Annotated in this window: 24 protein-coding genes; 18 read left to right on the top strand and 6 right to left on the bottom strand. The window is 63.8% G+C overall.

What is annotated here, in order from left to right; genetic code table 11:
• Positions 1–62 precede the first annotated feature (62 nt).
• The 4 genes from D1223_RS03625 (at position 63) to D1223_RS03610 (ending at position 5,790) form a co-directional block, all read left to right on the top strand.
• Positions 63–2,012, top strand: a complete 1,950-nt coding sequence (locus D1223_RS03625; protein WP_119375026.1) for a tetratricopeptide repeat protein — start codon at positions 63–65, stop codon at positions 2,010–2,012.
• 126 nt (positions 2,013–2,138) lie between these two features.
• A complete protein-coding gene (locus tag D1223_RS03620; protein ID WP_119375025.1) occupies positions 2,139–3,887 on the top strand; it encodes a tetratricopeptide repeat protein in 1,749 nt (582 codons plus the stop codon).
• On the top strand, positions 3,887–4,756 hold the full coding sequence (locus tag D1223_RS03615; RefSeq protein ID WP_119375024.1) for a 4-(cytidine 5'-diphospho)-2-C-methyl-D-erythritol kinase: 870 nt from the start codon (positions 3,887–3,889) through the stop codon (positions 4,754–4,756). The genes D1223_RS03620 and D1223_RS03615 overlap by 1 nt, the downstream gene beginning before the upstream one ends.
• Positions 4,756–5,790, top strand: a complete 1,035-nt coding sequence (locus D1223_RS03610) for a glycosyltransferase family 4 protein (RefSeq protein ID WP_119375023.1) — start codon at positions 4,756–4,758, stop codon at positions 5,788–5,790. Before D1223_RS03615 ends, D1223_RS03610 begins: the two co-directional genes overlap by 1 nt.
• Here D1223_RS03610 and D1223_RS03605 read toward each other — a convergent pair.
• Together D1223_RS03605 and D1223_RS03600 are read right to left on the bottom strand one after the other, a co-directional pair.
• Positions 5,707–6,330 carry a hypothetical protein gene (locus D1223_RS03605; protein ID WP_119375022.1) on the bottom strand — a complete coding sequence of 208 codons (624 nt, stop codon included), beginning with the start codon at positions 6,328–6,330 and terminating at the stop codon, positions 5,707–5,709. The two genes, D1223_RS03610 and D1223_RS03605, sit on opposite strands and share 84 nt — an antisense overlap.
• 17 nt (positions 6,331–6,347) lie before the next feature.
• On the bottom strand, positions 6,348–8,030 hold the full coding sequence (locus D1223_RS03600; protein ID WP_119375021.1) for an electron transfer flavoprotein-ubiquinone oxidoreductase: 1,683 nt from the start codon (positions 8,028–8,030) through the stop codon (positions 6,348–6,350).
• Between the two features lie 96 nt (positions 8,031–8,126).
• Here D1223_RS03600 and D1223_RS03595 point away from each other — a divergent pair, with 96 nt between their 5' ends.
• A complete protein-coding gene (locus D1223_RS03595; protein ID WP_119375020.1) occupies positions 8,127–8,924 on the top strand; it encodes a uracil-DNA glycosylase in 798 nt (265 codons plus the stop codon).
• 138 nt (positions 8,925–9,062) lie between these two features.
• Here D1223_RS03595 and D1223_RS03590 read toward each other — a convergent pair whose 3' ends face one another.
• The gene (locus D1223_RS03590; RefSeq protein WP_119375019.1) at positions 9,063–9,587 is read right to left on the bottom strand and encodes a DUF1993 domain-containing protein; all 525 of its coding nucleotides are present in this window, start codon (positions 9,585–9,587) and stop codon (positions 9,063–9,065) included.
• Between the two features lie 203 nt (positions 9,588–9,790).
• On the bottom strand, positions 9,791–10,267 hold the full coding sequence (locus D1223_RS03585; protein ID WP_119375018.1) for a hemerythrin domain-containing protein: 477 nt from the start codon (positions 10,265–10,267) through the stop codon (positions 9,791–9,793).
• Between the two features lie 114 nt (positions 10,268–10,381).
• Here D1223_RS03585 and D1223_RS03580 point away from each other — a divergent pair, with 114 nt between their 5' ends.
• Positions 10,382–11,065 carry a TIGR04283 family arsenosugar biosynthesis glycosyltransferase gene (locus D1223_RS03580; protein WP_119375017.1) on the top strand — a complete coding sequence of 228 codons (684 nt, stop codon included), beginning with the start codon at positions 10,382–10,384 and terminating at the stop codon, positions 11,063–11,065.
• Here D1223_RS03580 and D1223_RS03575 read toward each other — a convergent pair.
• Positions 11,062–11,622 (bottom strand): hypothetical protein, encoded by a 561-nt coding sequence (locus tag D1223_RS03575; protein ID WP_147372659.1) that lies wholly within the window; start codon positions 11,620–11,622, stop codon positions 11,062–11,064. The genes D1223_RS03580 and D1223_RS03575 overlap by 4 nt on opposite strands.
• A 64-nt stretch (positions 11,623–11,686) precedes the next feature.
• On the opposite strand from D1223_RS03575, the gene D1223_RS03570 reads away from it, so the two are divergent.
• The 5 genes from D1223_RS03570 to D1223_RS03550 all read left to right on the top strand — a co-directional run bounded on the left by D1223_RS03570 (position 11,687) and on the right by D1223_RS03550 (position 17,165).
• Positions 11,687–12,286 (top strand): TIGR04282 family arsenosugar biosynthesis glycosyltransferase, encoded by a 600-nt coding sequence (locus D1223_RS03570; protein WP_119375015.1) that lies wholly within the window; start codon positions 11,687–11,689, stop codon positions 12,284–12,286.
• A gap of 90 nt (positions 12,287–12,376) precedes the next feature.
• Positions 12,377–12,790 carry a BLUF domain-containing protein gene (locus tag D1223_RS03565; protein WP_119375014.1) on the top strand — a complete coding sequence of 138 codons (414 nt, stop codon included), beginning with the start codon at positions 12,377–12,379 and terminating at the stop codon, positions 12,788–12,790.
• Between the two features lie 95 nt (positions 12,791–12,885).
• Positions 12,886–14,019, top strand: coding sequence for a PA0069 family radical SAM protein (locus D1223_RS03560; protein ID WP_119375013.1), 1,134 nt, complete (start codon positions 12,886–12,888; stop codon positions 14,017–14,019).
• A 203-nt stretch (positions 14,020–14,222) separates the two neighbouring features.
• Positions 14,223–15,305: a site-specific DNA-methyltransferase gene (locus D1223_RS03555; protein WP_119375012.1), complete on the top strand. Its 1,083-nt coding sequence runs from the start codon at positions 14,223–14,225 to the stop codon at positions 15,303–15,305.
• Positions 15,306–15,431: 126 nt separating this feature from the next.
• Positions 15,432–17,165, top strand: a complete 1,734-nt coding sequence (locus tag D1223_RS03550; RefSeq protein ID WP_119375011.1) for a cation:proton antiporter domain-containing protein — start codon at positions 15,432–15,434, stop codon at positions 17,163–17,165.
• 97 nt (positions 17,166–17,262) lie between these two features.
• Here the strand turns inward: D1223_RS03550 and D1223_RS03545 are convergent, their stop codons facing one another.
• Positions 17,263–18,321: an A/G-specific adenine glycosylase gene (locus D1223_RS03545; RefSeq protein ID WP_119375010.1), complete on the bottom strand. Its 1,059-nt coding sequence runs from the start codon at positions 18,319–18,321 to the stop codon at positions 17,263–17,265.
• 19 nt (positions 18,322–18,340) lie between these two features.
• Here D1223_RS03545 and D1223_RS03540 point away from each other — a divergent pair, with 19 nt between their 5' ends.
• The 7 genes from D1223_RS03540 to D1223_RS03510 all read left to right on the top strand — a co-directional run bounded on the left by D1223_RS03540 (position 18,341) and on the right by D1223_RS03510 (position 25,488).
• On the top strand, positions 18,341–18,886 hold the full coding sequence (locus D1223_RS03540; protein ID WP_158588389.1) for a DUF721 domain-containing protein: 546 nt from the start codon (positions 18,341–18,343) through the stop codon (positions 18,884–18,886).
• A gap of 76 nt (positions 18,887–18,962) precedes the next feature.
• Entirely contained in the window at positions 18,963–19,739 is a 777-nt protein-coding gene (locus D1223_RS03535; protein ID WP_158586631.1) for a DsbA family protein, read from the top strand.
• 22 nt (positions 19,740–19,761) lie between these two features.
• On the top strand, positions 19,762–23,223 hold the full coding sequence (gene smc, locus D1223_RS03530; RefSeq protein WP_119375007.1) for a chromosome segregation protein SMC: 3,462 nt from the start codon (positions 19,762–19,764) through the stop codon (positions 23,221–23,223).
• Positions 23,224–23,349: 126 nt separating this feature from the next.
• Positions 23,350–23,742, top strand: a complete 393-nt coding sequence (locus D1223_RS03525) for an AtpZ/AtpI family protein (protein WP_119375006.1) — start codon at positions 23,350–23,352, stop codon at positions 23,740–23,742.
• Entirely contained in the window at positions 23,742–24,512 is a 771-nt protein-coding gene (locus tag D1223_RS03520) for a F0F1 ATP synthase subunit A (RefSeq protein WP_119375005.1), read from the top strand. The genes D1223_RS03525 and D1223_RS03520 overlap by 1 nt, the downstream gene beginning before the upstream one ends.
• A 116-nt stretch (positions 24,513–24,628) precedes the next feature.
• On the top strand, positions 24,629–24,865 hold the full coding sequence (locus D1223_RS03515) for a F0F1 ATP synthase subunit C (protein WP_084417925.1): 237 nt from the start codon (positions 24,629–24,631) through the stop codon (positions 24,863–24,865).
• A gap of 80 nt (positions 24,866–24,945) precedes the next feature.
• Positions 24,946–25,488 carry a F0F1 ATP synthase subunit B family protein gene (locus D1223_RS03510; RefSeq protein WP_119375004.1) on the top strand — a complete coding sequence of 181 codons (543 nt, stop codon included), beginning with the start codon at positions 24,946–24,948 and terminating at the stop codon, positions 25,486–25,488.
• The last annotated feature ends 5 nt before the right edge of the window (positions 25,489–25,493 follow it).

Raw genomic sequence — 25,493 nt, 5'->3', positions numbered from 1 at the left:
GCCGGGACTGGACAGGCCCGCCCTGCCCCGGCACAGTTTTTTGACCGGCCACGAGGACACTCATGAGACAGCTTCTGACGTCTGCGATCGCGCTTACTTCTCTTTGCATTGCGGGCTGTGCGAACCCGGCTGGCGGCAGCAGTCTTTCAGCATCCGAACAGCAGGCGCTGGATGCGCGCAAGCAGGAAGTCCTCGGTGCCCTGTCAGCCTATAGCGGCGTCTACGACGTGTCGGACGCGGCCATGAAGACGGCGGTGCTCGACGAGGATGGCCGGCCGGTCGGCCTGCTGGCCTACGACTCGCCGGTCGATGCCGTGAAGGCGGGCGACATGGCGGCTTTCATCGCCTCGATCAGGACGAATAACCAACGCGAGGGCGAGCCGACCCCGTTTGCCTCGATCGTGTTGTCGATCGACAAGGCTGCCGGCCACGATCCCGCCGCCGCGCTCGAAACCCTGCAGCCGGCGCTCGAAAGCGAAGAGATGGCGGCCATGGCCGGCTTCCTGGAGGCTTGGTACCTCGCCCAGAGCGGTGACTTCGACGCTGCCGTCGATGCCCACAGGACAGTCGGCTCGCGCCTGCCCGGCCTGACCGGCGACCTGTCCCTCGCTGCCCTGCTCGATGTTGCCGGACGCGAGGAAGAAGCCCTCGCCGTCTATTCCGCGATCACGCCGACGAAGATCCAGGCACCGGAACATGAGTTCGATCCACAGAACCTGCTCTACAGCCATGTGAAACTGGTCATCGCCCGCCAGGCGCTGCTGCTGCGCCGGCTTGGCCGGCTCGACGAGGCCAAGGCGCTGTATGAACGGCTGGCCGAGGCCGAGCCGGAAGAGACCGCTTCCTATGCCGCGGCGATCAACCAGCTCGAAACCGGCCGCGGCCTTGAGACCGAAGCGCTTGACGTGGACGGTGCGTTTGCGCGCTCAATGAGCGACTACTCCCTGTCGCTCGCCTATCAGCGGCTGATCCGCTCGGCGCTGGCCGGGGAGCGGATTCGCGGCTTTGACGATACGAAATCGGCATTTGACCAGCTCGCCCTCCTCATCGATCCGGGCAATGACGGGCTGCGGCTCGGCGTGGTCGGCGACCTTTACGATGAAACCCTTTTCGAAGCGGCCGCCCATGTCGCGCGCGCAGCCCCTGAAATGACGGCCGGGCTGCAGCTTGCCGTCGCCCAGTCGCAGGTCCGTCTCGGCCATGACGACAAGGCCCGCGCCGCGCTCGACAAAGCGATTGACCTTGCCGAAGAGGATGAGGCGCTGGGGACCTATTCCACAGCGATGATGATCTACGCGCTACTGGACGATGAGCCAAAAGCCACCGAGATCGCCGAACTCATGCCTGACCTCGCCGAAACCGATGCCGAGAAGGCGAATGCGCATGGCTCAAGCTCAGCCATCTATTCGCAGTTCGGCCAGTTCGACCAGGCGCTCTACCATGCCCGCGAAGCCCGCCAGCTGGACGATACACATGACCGCCGCATGGCGCTTGCGAATGCCTTGGCAGAAGCCGACGAGATTGACGAGGCGCTGCGCCTGATCCGCACCGAGGCGCTGGCCCGGCCGAACGATCCCTACATGCTCAACACGCTCGGCTATTTCCTCGTCGAGCATACCGACAAGTTCGAAGAGGCCTATCGCGTTCTGGCGCGCGCCAACTCGCTCGCCCCTTCGGATCCCTATATCGCCGACAGTTTCGGCTGGGCCCGCTACAAGCTCGGCGACCTTGAAGGGGCCAAGCGCTACATCGAACAGAGCCGCCGGGAACTCGCACCGAATACACATTGGGAAATCGAGGACCACCTCGGCGATATCTACTGGCACCTTGGCGACAAGGAAGCGGCCAAGGAAGCCTGGCGCCGGGCGCTGGGCGACTATCCGAGCGAGGACAAGCGCGCCAAGATCAAGGACAAGCTGGAAAATGGCATCGACGGTCCGCCACCTGAGAAGAAGCCACTTCCGGACGTTTCTCTCGGCGACCAGGGCGAAGTCAGCCGCCAGGATATCTGAGGCGGAACTGGCCTGAAGATTGCGTTTTCTCAATCTTCAGGCACCACAATGCTTAAAGGGTCAGGGCGTTAGCCGGTGCCGAACCTGAACGGCAGATTTGCACTCGGCGGGAGTTTCGATCATCTAATGACTATGTTGCGTCTCGGGTCCGTCGCCTCCATTGCCCTGCTTTGTCTTGCCGGCTGTGCCACAGTCGCAGACAGCCGCGAGGAAACGCTGGCTGCGCGGCTGGCCGCCGCGCGTGCCGAAGCGGCCACAGCTGCAGCAGCTGACAATTACAGCCAGTTCCTGATTGCCCGCTACGCTTCCCTGATCAACGATCCGGTCGAGGCGGCCGAGAAGTACGCGCTTGTCGCGCGCGACCGGCCAGGCGACCTGTCGATCATCGACCGCGCGGTCTTTTCTGCCCTGCTCGCCGACGAGTTTGGCCTTGCCCGCTCCATCTCGGCGAAGGCCGGCGCGGGAACGCTGTCCAGCTCGGACCTGGCGCGCATGACGCTGGCTGCCGATGCGCTGGCCCGCAAGGACTATGGCTCCGTCCCGGTACAGCTCGTGGGCGACGAGCCGGCCGTCTTTAATGCACTGATCTTCACTTCGCTGCGCGCCTGGGCGCTGTTCGGCGAAGGCAAGCCGGGCGAAGCACAGATGGCGCTGCTCGATGCGTCCAGCGGCGACCCTTATCTCGACAGCCTGGTCCTCAACCTGCTCGCGCTGATGGAAGTAGCGAGCGGCGACGATGAATCCGCGCTCGACACGTTCTCGCGGATCGATGCCAATGGCACGCTGATCGCCGTGGCTGCCGACAGCTATGCCCGGCTGCTGTCGGCCAATGGCGAGAGCGAGAAGGCGCTGGGCGTGCTTGAAAATTTCCTGACGCATGCCGGCCCCAATCCGGTGGTCTCGAACCTCGCAGAGCGCATCCGGGCCGGTGAGACACTCAGCGTACAGCGCCTGGATGCGCGCCAGGGGGCCGCGCTGTCGGTCTATGTGCCTGCTGCAGCCCTGGCAGCGCAGTCGCAGACGGACCTGCCAGGTGTCTACTACGCCGTCGCCTTGCGCCTCGACCCCGACCTGCATGCGGCCCGCTCGCTCTGGGCCGACGCGCTGGATACGGCCGGGCGCAGCGGCGAGTCGATCCAGATGCTGGAGTCGATCCCGGTCAGCTCACCCTATTACACCAGCGCGCGCGGCCAGCTTGCCTGGGCCCTGCGGCGCGATGAGCAGAACGAGAAGGCCCTCGACCTGGTCTACCGCACCCTCGCCAACAACCCGGATCGCGACCTCAAGATCCAGATGGGCGACCTGCTGCGCTCGCTCGACCGCGACGGCGAGGCCGCGCAGGTCTTTACCGAGATCATCGAGCAGGACACCCGGGAGAACCGCTCGGACTGGCGGCTTTACTATGCACGTGGCGCGCTGCGCGAAACGCTCGGTCTCTGGCCGCTGGCGGAAGCGGATCTGGAAAAGGCACTCGCGCTCAATCCGAATTCGGCTGAGGTGCTGAACTATCTTGGCTATAGCTGGGTCGACCGGGGCACCAATCTTGAAGCCGGTCTGGACATGATCCGCCGGGCCCTGACGCTTCGCCCCGACAGCGGCGCGATCACGGACAGTCTCGGCTGGGCACATTACAAGCTGGGCGATATTGAAACCGCCATTGGATACCTCGAACGCGCAGTCGAACTCTCCCCCGGAGTAGCCGAAATCAACGACCATCTCGGCGACGCCTACTGGGCTGCAGGCCGCACGACCGAAGCGCGCTATCAGTGGCAGCGGGCAATCACCCTTGTCGAAAACCAGGACGAGATCGAGGACCTGCGGCGCAAGCTGCTCACCGGGCCGAAGCCTTATCCAGCGCAGGCTCAGCGTCCCTGATGCTGGCCCCGGCGAAGGTCAATCTGTTCCTGCATGTTGGCCCGGCAAAGGAGAACGGGCGCCACGACCTCGATTCGCTGGTGATGTTTGCCGGCCCTGAAGCCTCCGACCGTCTGGAAGCCCGCAAGGCCACCCAGCCAAGCCTCGACCTGCACGGCCAGTTCGCGACCTATGATCTGGCGACACCGGACAATCTCGTCGTACAGGCGCTTGCCGCCTGCCAGGCGCGCGGACTGCGCGTGCCGCCCATGGCGATGAGCCTGCACAAGGAGCTGCCAGTGGCCGCCGGTCTGGGCGGCGGCTCGGCCGATGCCGGAGCAATGCTGCGCATCCTGGTGAAACTCGGCACACTGACCCCGCCGGTCGCGATGACCATCGCCGCGAGCCTCGGCGGCGATGTCCCGGCCGCTTTCCTCAGTCGCCCCTGCCTGATGCGTGGCGAGGGCGAGCAGGTCACGCCGGTGCCGAACCTGCCGGACCTGCCAATCCTGTTGGTCAATCCGGGACTCGCCTGTCCGACCGGACCGGTCTTCCGCGCCTTCGATGCGGCGGGGCAGGCTGCTCCGCTCGAACTGGCCGAGTTGCCGGATTTCGAGGGCGTTGAGACGCTTGCCGCCTGGCTTGAAGCCGAGACCCGCAACGACCTTCAGGCACCCGCGATCTCGATCGTGCCGGAAATCGCCAATGTCCTCGGTGAGCTGGCCGGGCTGAAGGGCAGCTTGCTGGCCCGGCTGTCGGGCTCCGGTGCTACCTGTTTCGCGCTTTTTTCATCGCGGACGGATCTGCGGCACGCCAGCGAAACGCTACGTATGCGCCATCCGCGCTGGTGGATCGCACCGACGCTGCTTGGCGGGAGCCAGGCACACTGATGCCGTTCATCCTGTCCCTCTCCGGCGCGTTGATCGCCTCTCCTCTGGCTTATGCGGCCTGCGCGCTGACCAAGCGGTCCGGCGTTGTGGACGCACCGGACGGCCAGCGCAAACAGCAGGCCGCACCGGTGCCACGCCTCGGCGGCATGGGAATCGTATTCGCTATCGCGATTGTCTTTGCCCTCGCAGCCGTCGGCTATGAATGGGTGCCCGGCATGGCTGAGAGCGACTGGCTGCCAGGCGACTTCGACTTCATCCTCGTCGCACTCGCCATCGCATCAATGCTCTGTCTGATCGGTGCCTGGGATGATGTTTTCGGCATGACCGCAAAGGTCAAGCTGGCCTTGGTCGGCTTGATCTGTATCGCAGCACCATTTCTGGGAAACGCCGTCCCGGCGCTCGACACGCCCTTCGGTTCTATCAGCCTGCCGGTCGTGACGCTGGCTGGCTCGGCGCTGTGGCTGATCGTCTTTACCAATGCGGCGAACTTCATGGATGGCAGCAACGGCCTGTCCATCGGCTCGCTGGGCATCATGTTTGCCGGGCTGGGCAGTGCGCAGGCGGTTGTCTTCGCTGAAGCCTTCCCGCCGGGCCTGGCCGTCATCATTGCGGCGATAGCCGGTTTCCTCGTGCACAATATGAAAGGCACGCTCTATGCGGGCGATTGCGGAGCGTTCGGCCTTGGCGGGCTGTTTGCGACGCTGGCACTGATCTCGGGCCTCTCCGTATGGACAGTCGCCACGCTCGCCCTGCCCTTCCTCGTGGATGTCCTGCTGACCCTGATCATGCGCGCCAAGCATGGCGATGCGTGGTTCGAGGCCCACACCGACCATGCCTACCAGGCCTTGCGGAAAGCCGGTTGGGGCCACTGGGACGTCGCCGTCGCGTGGTGGGGGCTGTCAGCGGCCTGCGCGGTCGGCGCCGTGATCGCCGCATCCGGCGGCGGCGCGCTACCCTTCGCGGTCTTCTGGAGCTTCGCCGTCGTCCTGGCCCTGCTCTGGCTGATCGTCCAGCGCCAGACCCGCGACAAGTAACCGGGCCGTCTCGACCGGTACCATGGCAGCCGGCGCCCATGGCCGGTAGGACCAGGCCAGGCCACCGCCGAAGAGAACAAAGCCGCCCGCGAAAAGGAAGGCCATCAGCGCCCTGCTCTCGCGGACCCCGCCATTGGCGAGGATGATCCACACGATCAGACCGAAAACCAGTGCAAGGAGGCCAATCGCAAACATCGCGATGCGCACCGCGCCGCCGGCCCCGAACGCCACCTTCAGGCCGGGCTTTCGCGTTTCAAGGTCGGCCAGGATCGCTGCGGCGAGCGCAAGGAACTGGCTGTTGCTTTCATCGCCCGGCGGGAGGTTGCAGGAAATGCGCTCCTTGCGGTCTTCAAGCTTGAGGTCGAGCCACGAACTGTGCGTATGGCGGGCTGACAGCTGCGCGAACCGAACACCGGCGACATTGTCGAGGCTGCAGAAGAGCTCGCCATTCCGGGTCAGGAAGCCGGCGTCCAGGGTCCAGTTGTCCCGGCCCCGCATAAGGGCCGGCTTGAACTCGAAACTCTCGACATCGTCAGCCAAAATGGCCCCCTGGCACCCTACATGTTCGGATAGGCCGGTCCGCCGCCGCCTTCCGGCGTGGTCCAGTTGATGTTCTGGTTCGGGTCCTTGATATCGCAGGTCTTGCAGTGGATGCAGTTCTGCGAATTGATCTGGAAACGCGGCTCCTTGCCTTCTTCCTCGACCCACTCATACACACCTGCCGGGCAATAACGCGCAGACGGACCGGCATAGACGTCGTGCTCGGACTTCTTCTGCAGCTCCATATCCTTGACGATCAGGTGGACCGGCTGGTCCTCGGCATGGTTGGTGTTGGTGAAGGAGACATTGGTCAGCTTGTCGAAGCTGATCTTGCCATCAGGCTTGGGATAATCGATCGGCTTGTGCTTGGAAGCGGGCTCAAGCGCCTGCGCATCGGACTTGCCGTGCTTCAGCGTGCCGAAGAAGGAGAAGCCACCGAGGATTTTCGTGGTCCACATCTCGACACCACCCATCAGCGTGCCGATGGTCGTGCCCAGTTTCGACAGGAGCGGCTTCACGTTACGCACGGCGAAGAGTTCCTTGCGGACCGAAGAGCCTTCATAGGCTTCGGCATAGGCGTGCAGCTCGTCGCCCTGGCGGCCTTCCTTGATCGCGGCGACGGCGGCTTCGGCGCCCATCATGCCGGTCAGGATGGCATTGTGGCTGCCCTTGATGCGCGGCACATTCACGAAGCCGGCCGAACAGCCGATCAGTGCGCCGCCCGGGAAGGTCAGCTTCGGCAGCGACTGGTGGCCGCCCTCGACGATGGCCCGCGCGCCATAGGCCACGCGCTTGCCGCCCTCGATGTATTTCAGGATGTCGGGATGGTGCTTCCAGCGCTGAAGCTCCTGATAGGGCGACAGGTAGGGGTTCTTGTAGTTGAGGTGCACGACGAAGCCGAGCGAGACGAAGGGCTCTCCGCCATCGCGGAAATGATAGAGGAAGCTGCCGCCGCCTGTCTTGTCGTCAAGCGGCCAGCCGAGCGTATGCTGGACGTAACCTTCCTTGAAATTCTCCTCCGGCACAGACCAGAGTTCCTTCAGGCCGATGCCGTACTTCTGCGGCTCCTTGCCTTCATCGAGGGCGTATTTCGCGATCAGCTGCTTGGAGAGCGAGCCCCGCGCACCTTCAGCGAACAGGACATATTTCCCAAGCAGCTCCATGCCCGGCTCATAGTCCGGCTTGTGGCTGCCATCGGCGGCGATGCCCATGACGCCGGCCACGACGCCCTTCACTTCGCCATTGTCGCCATAGACAACTTCGGATGCGGCAAAGCCGGGGAAGACCTGAACGCCGAGATTTTCCGCTTCCTGGCCGAGCCAGCGCGTCACATTGGCGAGCGAGCCGGTGAAATTGCCGTGGTTCTTCATATAGCCCGGCATGGGCAGCCAGGAGATGTCCATCGAGCCCTTCGGGCCAAGCCAGATGAATTTGTCGCCCGTCACTTCCGTCTTCAGCGGACGGTCGTCGCGCGAGCGCCAGTCGGGGATGAGGGCGTCCAGGCCGACCGGATCGACCACCACGCCCGACAGGATGTGGGCGCCGATCTCGCCGCCTTTTTCGAGCACGACGACTTCCAGCTCGTCGCCGGCTTCATTTGCCAGTTGCTTCGCCCGGATCGCTGCCGCAAGGCCTGCAGGCCCGCCGCCAACGATCACAAGATCGAATTCCATGGATTCGCGTTCCACTGCTTCGCTCATCAATTCACTCCCGACTGTGGCGGCGCCTGCCCGCCTGCCCTATACATGTGCTGGTGACGGTCTACCGTCGAATCCGCCGATTGCCAAAGGGTCTGTATGTCCCAGCCTGATCCTTCCCTAGCGTTAAAGGCCCTCACCGATTGGTGGGGCGAAATGGGCGTGGAGGCTGACGAGGTGCAGATGCGGGCGCTGCGCAAGGCCGCTGAAGCCCGCGCCGCCGCTGCACCTGCGGCCAAGGCAGAGCCTCAGCGCCTGCCGCGCCACCTGATGAAGAAAACCCATGCGGACTGGGTAAACGAGGCGCGCGAACTGGCCGCGGGTGCCGATACGCTGGACGCGCTGAAGACCGCGATTGAAGGCTTCGACGGCTGCATCCTGAAGGAATCAGCGCGCAACACCGCCTGTTTCGACGGCGTGCAGGGCGCCCCTGTCATGGTGATCGGCGAAGGCCCGGGCGCCGAGGAGGACGCAAAAGGCCTGCCCTTTGTCGGGAGGGCCGGTCAGCTGCTCGACAGGATGCTGGCCGCAATCGGCCTGTCGCGCACCGAAAATACCTTCATCACCAATGTGAATTACTGGCGCCCGCCGGGTAACCGCAATCCGAGCGATGACGAGCTGGAACTCTGCCGGCCTTTCGTCGACCGGATGATCGAGCTGGGCCAGCCGAAACTGATCATCGCGGCAGGCGGGGTTTCAGCGAAGTCGCTGCTGCAGTCGCGCGTCGGCATCATGAAGCTGCGCGGGTCGGAACATGCGCTGAAGACGCCGGGCGGCTATGAGGCCCCGATGTTCCCGATCTTCCACCCGGCCTTCCTGCTGCGTCGCCCGGAAGAAAAGAGTCGCGCCTGGAGAGACCTGCTGAACATTCAGGCAAGGTTGGAAGCGTTGAGCTGATCGTTTCAACCGTCCTCCCGGCCGACCGCAGGAAGAGCCGGGACGCAGTCCTTCAGGACCACTGACCTTAACGGCATTGCGTCCCGGGCATTCGCTAAACCGAATTCCGGGATGACGACCGGAAAGCCGTGCATCTGTTCAAACCGGTGACTTAAGATACTTTAGCGCGTGGGCCACATAGTCCGCCTTGCCGAGCGGGACACCGAGGTGGCGCATAATTGCGTAAGCCGTCATGCGATGGAAATGAAACTGCGGCTGCGCCCAATCGCGGACATATTCGAAGCCCGTCATTTCGAAGACCATTTCATTTGGCAGATCGAGCCTGACCTGCCGCCCCTCCGCGCCATCAAAAGCATCGGCCGGAACCGCAGCCAGTTCGCCGACTGTGCGATCAATCAGAGCATTTAGAGCGTCAAGCCCGGATACCTGCGGAATTTCGGGGACAGGTTTGTCCGTCAGTCGGGCCACTACTTCGCGCGCCTGATGGCAGGTGAATCGAATCTGCGTTTCAAGCGGGAACATATCTGGCGCCAACTTGGCTTTGAGCAGCGCATCTACCGAGATGTCGGAGTCTCCGGCCCAGCCGACTGCCTTCGCGACCTCCCCGGACAGGTTTCCCAGCGCATTCATATAAGCGGGAATGATCATTGAATGCAGGTTCATGGACTCGCTCCGGACAGATGATCCCTGAACATGGGGCCGTCCAGCGCGTGTGCACGAGCTATCCACAAACAAAAAGCCTGGAGTGTGAGGGGTACACTCCAGGCCGATGGGCCACAGGCGTAAGAGGAGGGGTTGCTCTACACCCGGGCTTTATCTGGCGGATGTCCACCGGATGTGAAGTCCGGCGCCTGATCCTGCCACCTCTACTGTTCGAGCCTTTCTTCGGCCTTCTCTTCGACGAGCTCCAGCTCGGCGTCTTTCCGTTTCTCAAACGCCGATCCGAACTTTTCGTTCCCATCTTCACCTAGAACGTTTTCCGCGACCGGAAAGATGTCCTGTTCCTCTTCCTCGATATGGTGCTCGTAGCGGTGGCGCATTTCCTTGAATTTCGGCAGCCAGGCCGGCGATGAGAAGTCGATTTCGTTCAGCTCTTCCAGCATGTCGTCGATCTCTTTGTGCTCAGCCACCGAATGGCGCGCCTCGGGCTGGCCATCCTCGTCCGCAATGAGCTTCGAATAGAAGGTCTCTTCCTCGGCGGCGGCGTGGGCGCTGACATCGTGGTAGAAGGAATCCCAGGCCTTGCGCCGGGTCTCGCTATCGCCCTGCGTATCGGCAATGGTGGCGAGCAGCTCGCGGTGGCGGTCATGGTCTTTCTTCAGCGTCTCGTAGATCGTCGACATGAATGTCTTCCTTCCGTCTTTAATATCTGACCCACCAAACGCGCGGCCGCGCCAGCCCGTTCCCGGCAAACCGCCGCACTCGACGCCGCGATAATTCGGGCTAAGAGAAACGCGATGCCCGCACCGATCTCGATCATCATTCCGACCCTGAATGCCGGCGGCGACCTGCCGGCCTGCATCGACAGCCTGATACCCGGCATCGAGGCGGGCCTGATCCGCGAACTGGTGATCAGCGATGGCGGGTCGAACGATGCGACGCGCCTGATCGCCGAAGGCGCGGGCGCAGACTTGGTCACGGGCGAACCTGGGCGGGCGGCGCAGCTGATCCGCGGGGCGGAGGCGGCACGCGGCGAATGGCTGCTTTTCCTGCATGCCGACACGGCCCTGTCGCGCGACTGGACCGAGCGGGTGGCCGATCACCTCGAAAGCCGCCCGGACAAGGCCGCCGTCTTTTCGCTCGTCTACCGCTCCGACGCGCGCATGGCGAAACGCATCGCCTCACGCGCCAATCGCCGGACGCGCTGGCTCGGCCTGCCTTATGGCGACCAGGGACTGCTCATCCCTCGAAAGCTCTATGACGAGATTGGCGGCTATGACGACATTCCGCTGATGGAAGATGTCCGTATCGTGCAAGCCATCGGCCGCAAACGGCTCGCCATCCTTTCGGCAGAAGCGCGCACGTCCGCCGCCAAGTATGAGCGCGACGGCTGGCGCAGGCGCAGCTGGAAGAATGCCTGGCTGATCACCCGCTATCTGATGGGCGCTTCGCCGGAGAAGCTTGCCCGCGAATACCGCTAGAAATCCTCGGAGTGAAATTGCCACCACTCGTCGCTGGCAAGCCCGGCCTCATGCGCGGCGAGCAGCGTCTGCTTCAGCTGGTCCAGCGAGGCCGGCTGGCATTCGCGAATCTTGCCATCGTCGATCATCCCGCCGCTCGCCTCAAAAGCGTCCAGCGCTGCTTCGTCCAGTTCCTCGCAGTCCAGCGCGGCAATCTGCATGGTGGCGCCGCGCGCATCCGGTTCGGCCAGCCGGCGGGCGAGGCCGTACATGTAGGCTATACCATCCTCTTCCCTGATGCCTGCTTCGGCGATGAAGACCTGCCGGTCAGCGGCCTGGACAAACGGGGCAAAGCGGATCGCGACCTCGTCTTCCGCTTCGTCCGGCGACTCTGCGAAATAGCCATAGCCGCGCCGCTCAAGCGTGAGGCATGGATCGTCATCATCGAGGCAGACGGTAATCGGGCCGTCGACAGGCAGAACTGCCGCCTTGTCATCAATCAGCGGCTCAAGCGAAATATAGCAACCTGCCAGGGCCATCATGATGGCCAGGGCGCCCAGCTTTTTAAGGCCTTTCATATGATCCATTCCCCTCGTCATACGTTCGGTTGTTCTGGAGCTTAGCAGACTTGATGGCATTTGCATGACCAAACCGACCCTGATGATCTTCACCAAGCCGCCGCGCGCGGGCGTCTCGAAGACCCGTCTTGCAGAAGATCTGGGCCGGGCCGAGGCGCGTCGCATCGCACATTTTACGACCGCCCGGACCGTCCGCGCGGCGAGCGGCCTTGGCTGGCGGGTGCAGCTGCACATAGAACCGCCGTCAGCCGTGGGCGACACGCTGGGCGGATTGTGGCCGCTGGCGTTCGAACATGTCCCGCAGGTGCGCGGCGATCTGGGCGACCGGCTTGCTGCGGCCATGACGCGCGCACCGTATGGACCGGTCATCTTCGTTGGCACGGACACGCCGGGCCTTTCGCGCCGGCATCTGAGGCAGGCCGAACGCCACCTTCGCCGCACGGGCGCCGTGTTCGGTCCCGCCGCCGATGGTGGCTTCTGGCTGTTCGGCCTCAGCCAAAGCCTGCGCGCCCCGGACGTCTTTGCAGGTGTTCGCTGGTCCGGTCCGCACGCCATGGAGGATGTCTGGTCGAACCTGCCGGATCACGCGCATGTCTCGCTCTTGCCGCAGCTGATCGATATCGACACCGGCAAGGACTGGAAAATGTTTAACTATCAGTCATGAAGGTGGCAGAGTGCAGTCATCTTGATTGAGGTTATAGACGCCGGGCGCTGCATTGAACCAAGTCAGCAAACGTAACAACAAGGGCCTTTAATGTACCGCCTTGCCTATGTGAGCACCTCTCACACCCACTTGTCCGCCGAAGACATGCAGGACGTGCTCGAATCCGCCATCCGGAACAACAAGAAAGCCGGCGTGTCAGGCACGCTGCTGTTCAATGGCATGAATTTCCTGCAGATTCTCGAAGGCCCGGAAGAAGAGGTCGAGCGGATCTACACCCGCATCTGCGAGGACAGTCGCCACAATCATGTCGTGACGATTTTCCGCGAGTCTGGCGCCCGCCGCTGCTTTGAGAAATCGCCGATGACGCTGAACACGGTATCCAGCAAGGTGGGCGCGCTGCCGGACGGCCTGACCCTGTCTTCCGACATCGACCTGTTCATCCCGGCCTCCCTGCCATCCCACCTGCGCGGGATGATCTACAGCTTCAACACAATGCGCGGCTGATACGCCGGAAGAGCGCCGGCCGGCCTGCTTCCATCCACAGGCTTTGCGCCGATTGTTCTTGTTTTGTTCCGCTCCTTGTGCTGAATTTGCCAGGAATGAGACAGACGCAGAAACTCAAACCGACAGGACGTGTATCGCGCGACGATTGTGCCGGCGTTGCCGAGCGTTTCGAGCATCGCGGGCGCGGCGCAATCTCGAACCAGACCGGCCGCTTCGAACGCGAGGCGCGCGAGGCCTTCGATGATGGCTGGGGCACGGTGGAAGAAGCCGCCGGGCGCCTCGAGACGACGCTGACACCGGAAGCGGCGAAGACGATCATCACCTTCAACCGCTCGCCGGACATTTCCTTCGACCGGACGATCAACCCCTATCGCGGCTGCGAGCATGGCTGCGTCTACTGTTTCGCGCGCCCGACACACGCCTTTCACGGCCTGTCTGCGGGCCTCGATTTCGAGAGCAAGCTGTTCTTCAAGCCGGACGGGCCAGAGCTCCTGAAGCGCGAGCTGTCGCGCCCGTCCTATGTCGTAAAGCCGATCGCGCTTGGCATGAACACCGATGCCTATCAGCCCGTCGAGCGGCGCCTCCGGCTTACGCGGACCTTCCTGGAGATCCTGTCGGCGCATAATCACCCGGTCACGCTGCTGACCAAGTCGGCGCTGATCCAGCGGGATATCGATATCCTCGCCCCGATGGCTGCCAGGGGCCTCGCCCGGGTCGGGGTGTCGATCACGACGCTCGACCCGCGCCTTTCACGCTTGATGGAGCCGCGGGCTGCCGCTCCCTACCGGCGGCTGGAGACGATCCGGGCGCTTGCCGATGCCGGTATCCCCGTCATCGCCATGACGGCGCCGATCATCCCGGCGCTGAACGAGCCGGAGCTGGAAGCCCTGCTCGAAGCGGCCGCCGACAATGGTGCCTCAAGCGCGGGCTATGTCATGCTGCGCCTGCCCTATGAGCTGAAGGATATCGTGCATGAGTGGCTGGCCGAGCATTATCCCGGACGCGCGGCCCGCATCATCAACCTGCTGCGCGAGATGCGCGGCGGCCAGGATTACGATTCCAACTGGTTCGAGCGCGGACGCGGCCGGGGCCCGCATGCCCGACTGATCGCCCAGCGCTTCCAGAAAACCGCCCGGCGCCTTCGCCTCGATGCCCCTCGCCCGCGCCTGCGTACAGACCTCTTCCGCCCGCCCGAAACCCCGGATGGCCAGATGCGGCTGGATATCTGAGTGACGGTGCCCACAGCCAGTCCAGATCTTTCACAGAATGTATCCACAGACTTGTCCACAGGGCGCGAATATCGTTACGATTGCGAAACAATGTGCCCGGAGCGTCCGTCTGCAGCTGAAGGATTCACTGCGTAACGAAGCGGAAACCAAATCAGGGCGGGAATGGCGATTCTTGTTGATTCGTGTAGAGGGGCTGACACGCCATGGAGCTGATCCGCAATACGATCATTGAAGGTGAATGTGTCGACGTGCTGTCGCGCCTGCCGGACAAATCGGTCGATCTCGTTTTCGCCGACCCGCCCTATAACCTGCAGCTTGGCGGCGGCCTGACACGGCCCGACCAGTCGGCCGTCGATGGTGTCGACGATGCCTGGGACCGGTTCGACAGCTTCGATGCGTATGACCTGTTCACTCACCAGTGGCTGACCGAATGCCGCCGTGTCCTCAAGGACGATGGCGCGATCTGGGTCATCGGCTCGTACCACAATATCTTCCGCGTCGGCGCGATCCTGCAGGATTCCGGCTTCTGGATCCAGAACGACGTCATCTGGCTGAAGTCGAATCCGATGCCGAACTTCAAGGGCACACGGTTCCAGAACGCGCACGAGACGCTGATCTGGGCGGCAAAGACCGAGAAATCCCGCGTCACCTTCAATTACGACGCGCTGAAAGCCTTCAATGAAGACAAGCAGATGCGCTCCGACTGGACGATCCCGCTCTGCACGGGCGGCGAGCGGCTGAAGGACGGCCAGGGCAAGAAGGCCCATCCGACGCAGAAGCCCGAAGCGCTGCTGAAACGCGTCCTGCTGGCGACAACCAATCCCGGCGATGTCGTGCTCGACCCCTTCTCCGGCACCGGTACAACGGCGGCTGCCGCCAAGATGCTCGGCCGGGACTATGTCGGCATCGAGCAGGACCCGGCCTATATCCGCCTCTCGCGCGAGCGCCTCGCCGCAATCACGCCGCTTGGCGACGATGCCCTGGAAACCCAGAAAAGCGCGAAAGCCCTGCCCCGTGTGCCGTTCGGCGCGCTGGTGGAGAATGGCTGGCTCAAACCGGGCGACCGGCTGTGGTCTCCCAAGAAGCGGCACTATGCCCGCATTCGCATCGATGGCAGCCTGTCGACGGGCGATGCCTCCGGCTCGATCCACCGGCTCGGCGCGCATGTCATGAAAGCCCCGGCCTGCAATGGCTGGACCTTCTGGCACTATGAGTCGCCGAAGGGCGACCTTGCTCCGATCGACCTGCTGCGCCGCCGCTACCGGCAGGAAATGGGCCTCAACTGACCGCCTTTGAGGCACGCAGGCACAAAGGCAGGTTCCCGCTGACGACGGGCTGACGCTCGCGGCCGAACCGCCTATGGTGACCGGGGACAAATCCCGGGTTGCCGGGTATTCGCGCGTGGAGCTGTCATGGGGCATGAAGGCCAGGAAATCTTTCTGAAGGACATGCTCGTCTTCCTGTTTGCGGCGGGCGTCATCGTCCCGGCATTCCGGATCCTCAAGCTGCCCGCCGTTGCCGGCTTTCTCATCGCGGGCGTGGCACTTGGCCCGCATGGCCTTGGCGCCTTCGAACATCTCTGGGAGCCACTTCAGTTCCTGACCGTCTCCGAGCCTGAAGCCGCTGCGCCCTTCGCCGAACTCGGCGTCCTGTTCCTGCTCTTCCTGCTGGGTCTTGAGCTTTCATTTGAAAAGCTCTGGGACATGAAGAGGATCGTGTTCGGCGCGGGCGGACTGCAGGCGATCCTCAGCGCCACGCTGATCGGCACCACCCTCTGGCTGTTCGGCGTCAACGGGCAGGCCGCGGCCGTGATCGGCCTTGCGCTTGCTCTGTCATCGACCGCCATCGTCATGCAGGTGCTGACCAGCGAACACCGCGCCGCAACCCCGGCCGGACGAACGGCGCTTGGCGTACTCCTCTTCCAGGACATACTTGTCGCGCCGATCCTGATCTTTGTGAGCTTCCTGTCGCCCGAAACCGGCGTGAACATCGTGCAGACCGTGCTGCGCGCCCTGTTTGAGGGGCTGATCGCCATCGTGATCATCGTGATTACCGGCCGCTTCGTCCTGCAGCACGTGTTCCGGCTGGCAGCCCGTACGGGCGGGCGCGATTTCCTGATGGCGCTGACCCTGTTCGTCGTGATCGGCGCTGCTGTCATGACGGGTATGGCAGGCCTGTCGGTTGCCCTCGGCGCCTTCCTTGCCGGCCTGTTGCTTGGCGAGACCGAATTCCGTCATCAGACCGAGGTCGATCTCGACCCGTTCAAGGGCCTGCTGCTCGGCATCTTCTTCATGACGGTCGGCATGAGCATCGACCTGGCGGTGATCGCCGAGATTGCGCCCATCGTGCTTGGCGGCCTTGCCGGTCTGATCATCCTCAAGGCCATCGTCGCCTGGGGGGCTGCGCGCCTCTTCGCCGGACCCGCCAATGTCGCGACCGAAAGTGCCTTCCTTCTGGCGCCGGCCGGCGAGTTTGCCTTTGTGGTCATGGCTGCCGCTGCTGGGGCCGGCATTCTCGGACCGGAACTGACCACGCCCGTCACAGCCGTTGCGGGCCTCTCCATGCTGCTCATCCCGCTTGGTTCCCGGCTCGGCCAGTCGCTCGCCAAACGGATAAAGGTGCCAGACGCGCCGCAGATGCCGAATGACGACTTTTCCGAACGCGAAGGCCATGTGATCATCGCAGGGTTCGGCCGGGTCGGACGCACGATTGCCCGTATCCTCGATGAAGAGCAGGCCGACATCGTGATCATGGAGCGCAGCTTCCACTCGGTCCAGATGGGCCGGAATGAAGGCTGGCAGGTTCAACTCGGTGATGCGGCGCGCAAGGAAATGCTGGAAGTGGCCGGCGCACAAGGCGCGTCGCTCTTCGTCGTGACGGTAGATGACCCCGTAAGCGCGGAGAACATGGTCCGCGCGATCCGGACCTTGCGGCCGACCGTACCGGTCTTTGCCCGTGCCCGCGACGCCGAGCACGGCAAGACCCTGCGCAAGGCCGGGGCGACGTTTGTCATCCCGGATGCTATCGAGGCCGGCCTGCAGCTTGCCGGCCGCGTCTTGCAGGAATTTGGCTATGCCAAAGAGACCGTGCGCGACCTGATCGGATCCGAACGCGATGAGGAGTACCGCAAGGCCGATCAGGCCTGAAGCCAGTTCGGAGGAAACAGAGTCGTTTGCGAACGGATACTTGCGCAAACACAATGGCATGAAGCAGCGGTCTGGCGCGCAACGGAAGACCGATGCTTTACCGCGCGAGCTTCAGCGCTTTCCTGAAGACGCTGGGAAAGGCTTCGCCCGCCTCATCCGCCGACATCCACTCGAAACCGGACGGGGCATCTGCCAGCGTCAGCCGCTTCACGGTCAGGCGCAGTTCGAAATGCGTGAAGACGTGACGAACCTCCCCGATCGCGTCGCCACCATCGGCCCAGCCCGGCCGCTCTGCCATACCGCTTTCCAGCCATTCCGTTGTCGGCAGCGCCAGCATCCCGCCCAGCAGGCCGCGATCGGGCCGGCGCTCGACCAGGACGTCGCCACCCCGGAACACGGCATAAACCTCTCCGCGGCGCTGCGGCCGGGCCTTTTTCTCAGGCTTGACCGGATAGCGTTCGACCTCGCCTTCGCCGTGGGCGGCGCACCAGTCCCGGACAGGGCAAAGCAGGCAGTTTGGGCGCTTCGGCGTGCAGATGGTCGCGCCAAGGTCCATCAGCGCTTCGGCAAATTCGCCCGGCCTGTCAGCGGGAACAAGCGCCCGGACGAGCGCGGCGATACGCGCCTTTTCCTCTTTCCAGGGTCCCTTCGCGGCCAGCAGGCGCGCAAACACACGGTCGACATTGCCATCGACCGCCGGCGCCCGTTCGCCAAAAGCCAGCGCTGCAACGGCCCCGGCCGTATAGGCGCCGATGCCGGGAAGGCTGCGCAGCGCGTCCTCGGTCTTCGGCCAGGCGCCTGCCTCGGCAACCGCGCGGGCACATTTCAGCAGATTGCGGGCGCGCGCGTAATATCCAAGCCCTGCCCAGGCGGCCATGACGTCGCCATCGTCGGCGCCGGCAAGATCCTCCACGGTTGGCCAGGTTTCGGTGAAGGCGTGAAAGTAGCGCGCGGCATGCGGAACGGTCGTCTGCTGCAGCATGATCTCGGCCAGCCACACCCGATAGGGATCCGGGGTGACGCCTCGCGCACGCTCACCCGGCCCGATCCGCCATGGCAGATCGCGGGCATGGCGCGCATACCAGTCGAGCAGCGCCGCCGGCAGACCGTCAAATCTTGTTGAAACCGCATGCGCGGTCTTTTCACCTGATCGCATGCGCGGCACAATCGCCCTCATGGTTGCAAGGTCAAGCCTCGATCCGCTGGAAGAAGCGCGCGCGCGTATCGCCTTGCGATACCAGCGGGGCAAGCGCGCCGATGCCCTGCCCGACTCCTTCGGCAAGCTCGCCTTGCAGATTGCGCGCAAGAAAGTGCCGGACAAGGGCCCGGCCATTGGCCGTCTGAAACTGCTCTGGCCGGAGATCGTGGGCGAACAGCTCGCCAAGGTATGCGAGCCCGAAAAGATCGGCGCGAGCGGCAAGGGCAAGGGCCGCGTCCTCAGTGTGAAATGCATCCCGGCCGCCTCGACCATGGTGCAGCACCAGAGCGAAACGATCCGCCAGCGCGTTGCCGCCTCGCTGGGCGGCGACATCCGGGAGGTCCGGATCACGCAGGGGCCGCTGACGCGCGGCGGAATGCCGGCTGCCCGCAAACGCAAGCGCCCGCTCAGCGCAGACGAGCGAAAATTTCTCGACGAATCCGTCGCCTCGATCGAAGACCCGGCACTGCGCAAGGCCATTTTGGCGCTGGGAGAGGCTGTGCTAACGACCGATGAGTCCTGATGCTACAGGCGTGCCGGGCGCGCCGTTAACCTATTGGAAACCACTCCAACCCAATTCTTAAGCAAAGGTTATGATCATGAAGTTCATGTCCCGCCGCGCCGTACTGATCGCTGGAACGCTGATGGCCGCAGCCGCCTGTGGCGCCGCAGACGACTCATCGTCCAGCGGCAACGCATCGGTCGACAATGCCGCGGTCGAGGAAATGGTCCTCGGCGCAGACGATGCGCCGGTAACGATCATCGAATATGCATCCTGGACCTGCCCGGCCTGTCTTCAATACCAGAACGACGTCGTCGGCCAGCTGAAGGAAGAATATGTCGAAACCGGCAAGGTGAAGTTCATCTTCCGCGAATACCCGACCGCGCCTGCAAACATCGCCGTCGCTGGCTTTGCCGTCGCCCGCTGTGCCGGCGAAGACCAGTATTTCGACGTGCTGGGAGAACTGTTCGAGCGCCAGCGCGGCATCCTCAGCCTCGCGCGCGAAGGCGGACAGGTGAAGGCTGCCCTCAAGCAGGTCGCGGCCAATCACGGCATCACGGACGACGCCAGCTTCGAAGCCTGCCTGCAGAACTCCGATATCCGCCGCGCCATCGCAAGCTCGGTGTCGAAAGGCGAGAATGACGGCGTGACCGGAACGCCCACCGTCCTGCTCAACGGCCAGGTTCTGCCCGGCTATGAATGGCGCCGCTGGGACGGCATGAAAGCGGTTCTCGACGAAGCCCTCGGCGAGGACGCACCGGCCGCCACGAATACGGCTGAAGAGCCAGAGGCTGCACCGGAAGCAGACTCCACGAGCGAATCCGGCGATATGGAAATCGTCGAACCGACCTCCGGCGAGGCTGATCCGGAGTAACTTCAACAGGGGGAGCCTGTCTTTGCACATTACAGAACTGCGCATTGCAGGCTTCAAATCCTTCGTCGACCCGCAGGAGGTCCCGGTTCTCCCGGGGCTGACCGGCATCGTCGGCCCGAATGGCTGTGGCAAGTCGAACCTCCTCGAAGCGCTCCGCTGGGCAATGGGCGCAAGCTCTGCCAAGGCGATGCGCGGCGGGGAAATGGATGACCTGATCTTTTCAGGCTCGCAGCAGCGCCCGGCGCGCGAGCTGGCAGAGGTCACCCTTGTTCTCGACAATTCGAAACGCACCGCCCCGCCGGAATTCAATGCTTCCGACGTGCTGGAAATCCAGCGCCGGCTGAAGCGTGGCGCTGGCTCGACCTACAAGCTGAATGGCCGGACCGTTCGCGGCAAGGATATCCAGCTGATCTTCGCCGACGCCTCGACCGGCGCGAATTCGCCGTCTCTCGTCCGTCAGGGCCAGATCTCGGAACTCATCGGCTCCAAGCCGCAGAACCGGCGCCGCATCCTCGAAGAAGCTGCCGGTATCTCCGGCCTCAATACGCGCCGTCACGAGGCCGAGCTTAAGCTGCGCGCCGCCGAGACCAATCTCGAGCGCCTGTCGGAAGTGTCGGCCGAAGTCGAGCGCCAGCTGGAAAGCCTGAAGCGCCAGGCGCGCAAGGCCCGCAAGTACAAGGAACTGTCGGAGCGGATTTCCGCGCTCGAAGCCTTCCTCGCGCACCTTAAATGGGAGGCGGCCCGAGAGGCCAAGGCGCAGGCCGAGGCTGAACTGGCCCGCTGCCGTGAGGCTGTCGAGCAGTCTTCGCGCGCGGCCGCCGTCGCCGAGACCCGCCGCATCGAAGCCGGCGAAGGCCTGCAGCCGCTTCGCGATGCGGAAGCCGTTGTCTCCGGCAAACTCGGACAGGCGCGGATCGACCTTGCCCGGCTCGAAACCGAACGCAAGAATGCCGCTGACCTGCTTGCCCGCCATGAGAGCGAAGCGCGTCGGCTGATGGACGATATCGAGCGCGAACAGGCCCAGAAGGACGAAGCCGCCCAGGCCCTCGAAGAGGCCAAGGACAATCTCGCCGCCCTGCCGACGGAAGACCCGAAGGCGAATGAAGAGCTGGAAGCCAAGGCCAAGGTCGACCTTGAAGCCGCCCGCGAACAGCTGAACGACGCCCAGGCCGCTGCCGATGATGTGGCGGCCAAGCTAGCCTCGATGAAGGCAGAGCGTCAGGCAGCCGAAGCCAGCGCGGAAGCCCAGCGCCGGCGCAAGGCGAGCCTTGAAGCCGATGCCAACCGGCTGAAGCAGCAGCTGGCCGACATGCCGGACACCGCTGCACTCCAGGCGAAGCTGGCTGAAGCCGAGAAGGCCGAAGAAACCGCCGAGATGGCGCTGCATGACGCCGAACGCGCCGTCGATGCGGCAGAAGCCACCCTGGCTGAAGCCCGCGAGGCCGAGGCTGAAGCCCAGGGTCCGAAGGATGAAGCCGACCAGGTGGTGCGCACGCTCGAGTCGGAGATCGCAGCGCTTGAGCGCCTCCTGAAGCAGGCCTCGGGCCCGAAGGCCCCACCCGTCATCGACCGGGTGCGCACACGCGATGGATATGAGAAGGCGGTCGCCGCCGCCCTCGGCGATGACCTGCAGGCCTCGACCCAGCGCGATTCATCGCTCTACTGGGCGGGCAGCGAGATCAAGACCGACGCCCTGCCCGCCGGGGCTGAGCCACTCCATAATTTCGTCGAGGCCCCCGGCGAACTCGCCGCGCGCCTTTCGCAATGCGGTGTGGTCAGCGTCGAGGACGGTGCCCGCCTCGCCACAGGGCTGAAGCCCGGCCAGCGGCTGGTCACCACAGAAGGCCATCTGTGGCGCTGGGACGGGTTCACCCGCACACCCGATGCCCCTGTTTCGGCTGCCGAGCGTCTGGCCCAGCAGGCACGGCTGGAAGCCGCCCAGGCAGAAATCGGTCCGGCGCGCGAAACACTCGACGAAGCCGCCGAGGCCCTGTCTGCGGCAAAAGCCCAGCGGGCAGAAGCGGAAGACGACCTGAAAGAGGCGCGCAAGCTGGTCTCGCCCAAGGCAAGCGAGCTGAACCGCGCCCGATCCGCCACCGCTGAAACGCGGCAGGCCTTCGAGCGCGCGGACGTCAAGCGCGAATCGGCCAGTGAGGCGCTCGCGCGTGTCGAGTCGGACCTGCGCGGCGTCGAGGAATCGCTGGCGCTGGTTTCCATCGGCGGTGACGATACAGAGCTGGAGCGGCTGGAGACCATTGCGATCGGTGCCCGCGAGGCGCTGACCAGGGCACGCGAACACGAAACCGAATGCCGCGGCCGGCTGGCTGATATTACCCGCAACCGTGAGCAGGCCATTGCCCGTCGCGAGGGCTTCCAGAAGGATGTCGAGCGCTGGACAGGCCGCCTCGCCAATAGCGAGCAGCGGCTGCAGGATCTCCTGAAACGCCGTTCGGAAGCGGCCGCCGACGCCGAACGGGCGCGCTCCAAACCGGAAGAGATGCAGGGCCAGATCGACACGCTGGCCGAGCGGGTTGCCCAGTTCGAGGAAGAACGCAAGCGGGCCGCAGACCGCCTCGCCGAGAAGGAAAGCACCACGCGCGAGAGCGAGCAGCACGCCCGCGAAACGGCGAACGCCGCCATGGAAGCGCGCGAATCACTTGCGGGTGCGAAAGTCCGCCTGGAGAATGCCGAAAGCCGCCTGGAAGACGCGGTCGAGACCGCGCGCACCCAGTTCCAGCGCATGCCGGAAGGCCTGATGACGCTGGCCCGCGCCGGGATCGACGAGGAAGAGCTGGAAACGCTGGAAGTTTCCGAAGCTGACCGGCAGCTCGATTTCCTGCGCCGTGACCGCGACCAGCTTGGCGGCGTCAACATGGAAGCCGAAGCCGAGGCCGAGGAGCTGGCCGAACGGCTTGGCACGCAGGCGAGCGAGAAGGAAGACCTGATTGCCGCCATCGCCAAGCTGCGCGACGGGGTCGCTGCCCTCAACGATGAAGGCCGGGCCCGCCTGCTCGAAGCGTTTGAACGCGTGAACGAGCACTTCAAGGCGCTCTTCACCACGCTGTTCCGCGGCGGCGAGGCAGAACTGCGCCTGGTCGATAGCGACGATCCGCTTGATTCGGGCCTTGAGATCATGGCGCAGCCGCCCGGCAAGCGCCTTGGCACGCTGAGCCTGATGTCCGGCGGCGAGCAGGCATTGACGGCGACGGCGCTGATCTTCGCTGTCTTCCTGTCGCGCCCCTCGCCGATCTGTGTGCTCGACGAGGTCGATGCCCCGCTGGATGATGCAAATGTCGACCGCTATTGCCGCCTGCTCGATGAAATGCGCCGGCGCACCGATACGCGTTTCATCGTCATTACCCACAATCCGGTGACGATGAGCCGGATGGACCGGCTGTTCGGCGTCACCATGCGGGAAAAAGGCGTTTCGAAACTGGTTTCGGTGGATCTGGATGCTGCCGAAGAACTGGTCGCAGCGGAATAGGCCCTGCGGCAAAAGTACATTTGCTAAATTTTCGTTCTTTTTCAAAGCATTACGCCGCAATACATTGGCTTGACTTGCAAACACCTCTCAAATAGCTTCCGGCGCAAATGGCAGGGGGTCCTCCCCATGTCTGTATCGAGCGGCATTCAGGTGTTTTCCATGGCCGGTCCAGAGCGGAATGATCTTAGCGAGCGCATCGCAAAAGCTCAGGCCGACCGGGCGGCAAGGGAAGCCAAGAAGGCGCGCCGCGATGCGGAGATGGAAGGCAACGTCTCGGCTGGCGGTCTTGCGCTTCGCTATGGTGCGGAATTCGGGGCGTCGGTCTTTGTCGGGATCCTGATCGGACTGGTGATCGACCACTTCTTCGGCACCAAGCCGTGGGGATTGCTTGTTATGCTGGGATTCGGCCTTGCAGCCGGTATCCTCAATGTTATACGCGCCTATCGCCAGTTGACGGCGAACGCGCAAAGTCAGGGATCGGACCAGTCAGACGGTCCGGAAAACGGGAACCAGGGCTGATGAATCTTTCGTTCCGGCAAATCGCCGACCCGATGCACCAGTTCGAGGTGAAGAAGCTGATCGAGATCGGTCCGATTGGCGGACTCGACCTCTCTTTCACCAATGCCTCTTTCTACATGCTGCTTGGCTGCGTGCTGATCGTCGCCTTCTTCGGCATGGCTGCCTCGCGCGGCAAGCTCGTGCCATCGCGCATGCAGTCCATTGCCGAGATCGGCTATGGCTTTGTCGCCGACATGGTCCGCGGCGCGGCCGGTGAGGAAGGCCTGAAATTCTTCCCGTTCGTCTTCACCCTCTTCTTCTTCGTGTTCTTCGCGAACATGATCGGCATGGTGCCGTATGCCTTCACCACGACGAGCCACCTTATCGTGACGGCGGCCCTCGCCCTGCTCGTTATCTCGATCGTGATCTTCTATGGCTTCTACAAGAACGGCCTGAAGTTCCTGAAACTGTTCGCGCCCGCTGGCGCGCCGTGGCCGATCTACCTGCTGCTGGTGCCGATTGAGGTCATCTCGTTCATCGCCCGCCCGGTCACCCTCGCGCTGCGTCTGTTCGCCAACATGCTGGCCGGGCACATCATGCTGAAACTGTTTGCCGGTTTCGCGGTGACACTGGCAACGCTGGGCGGCGCCTATATCGTCATTGCACCGCTGGCTTTCGCCATGGGCGTGGCACTCAACGCACTCGAATTCCTGGTCGCCGGCCTGCAGGCTTATGTGTTTGCGATCCTGACCTGCGTCTACCTGAACGACGCGCTTCACCCGGCTCACTAAGGACGTCTCTTCGCCGGTGCGGCCAATCGCGCCGTGCCACAACACTTGACGCGCCCGCACGAACAGGCTTCACGGGCACCAAACCTAAATCAGTCTTTCCCAAAGGAGATCACGAAATGGAAGGCGATATCACTCTCGGCCTCAAATATGTCGGCGCAGGCCTGGCCACGCTCGGCATGATCGGTGCGGCAATCGGTGTGGGCAACATCTTCGGCTCGTTCCTCGACGCCGCCATGCGCAACCCGTCGGCTGCCCCGCAGCAGACCGGTAACCTCTTCATCGGTATGGCCCTCTCGGAAGCGCTCGGCATTCTGGCCTTCCTGGTCTCCATCCTGATTCTGTTCGTCGTCTGACGACACCCCAATCAGATCCGGCTGGCCCGCCTGGCGGGCCGGCCGATTTCCCTTTTCGACCTGTTCATCAAGGTTAGGCCATGATGCTCTTGTCCTTTGCTGCTGAAGCCGCCCATGGCGCAACCGGCGGAAGCGCTGCCTTCCCGCCTTTTGATCCGTGGCACTTCCCGTCCCAGCTCTTCTGGCTGGTGATCATGTTCGGCGGTCTTTACATCGTCCTGTCCCGCTTCGTGCTGCCGAAACTCGGCGGTGTGATCGAGAAACGCGGCGACACCATCGCCGACTCGCTGGACGAAGCGGCCCGCCTCGACGAACAGGCCAAGGAAGCCAAGCGCCAGCAGGAGCTCCACCTCGCCGAAGCCCGTTCCAAGGCCCGCGAGACGGCCGACAAGGCCCGTGACAAGGTCGAAGCCGAGATTGCTGCCGAGACGCAGAAAGTCGATGCCGATCTCGCGACGCGTCTCGAGGAAGCCGAGGCCCGTATCCGCAAGGTCCGGTCCGAAGCGCTTTCGAATGTCGATTCCATCGCGACCGAAACCACCCAGGCCATGCTGGCCCGCTTCGGCGTCTCGGTCAGTGAGACCGATGCCAAGGCCGCCGTCCAGCGCGCGACCAAGGACTAGGAGCA

The organism is Henriciella mobilis, from assembly GCF_003576285.1.
GTDB lineage: Bacteria > Pseudomonadota > Alphaproteobacteria > Caulobacterales > Hyphomonadaceae > Henriciella > Henriciella mobilis.
Note: the sequence above shows the minus strand (reverse complement) of the source record. Positions and strands in the feature narration are given on the sequence as shown.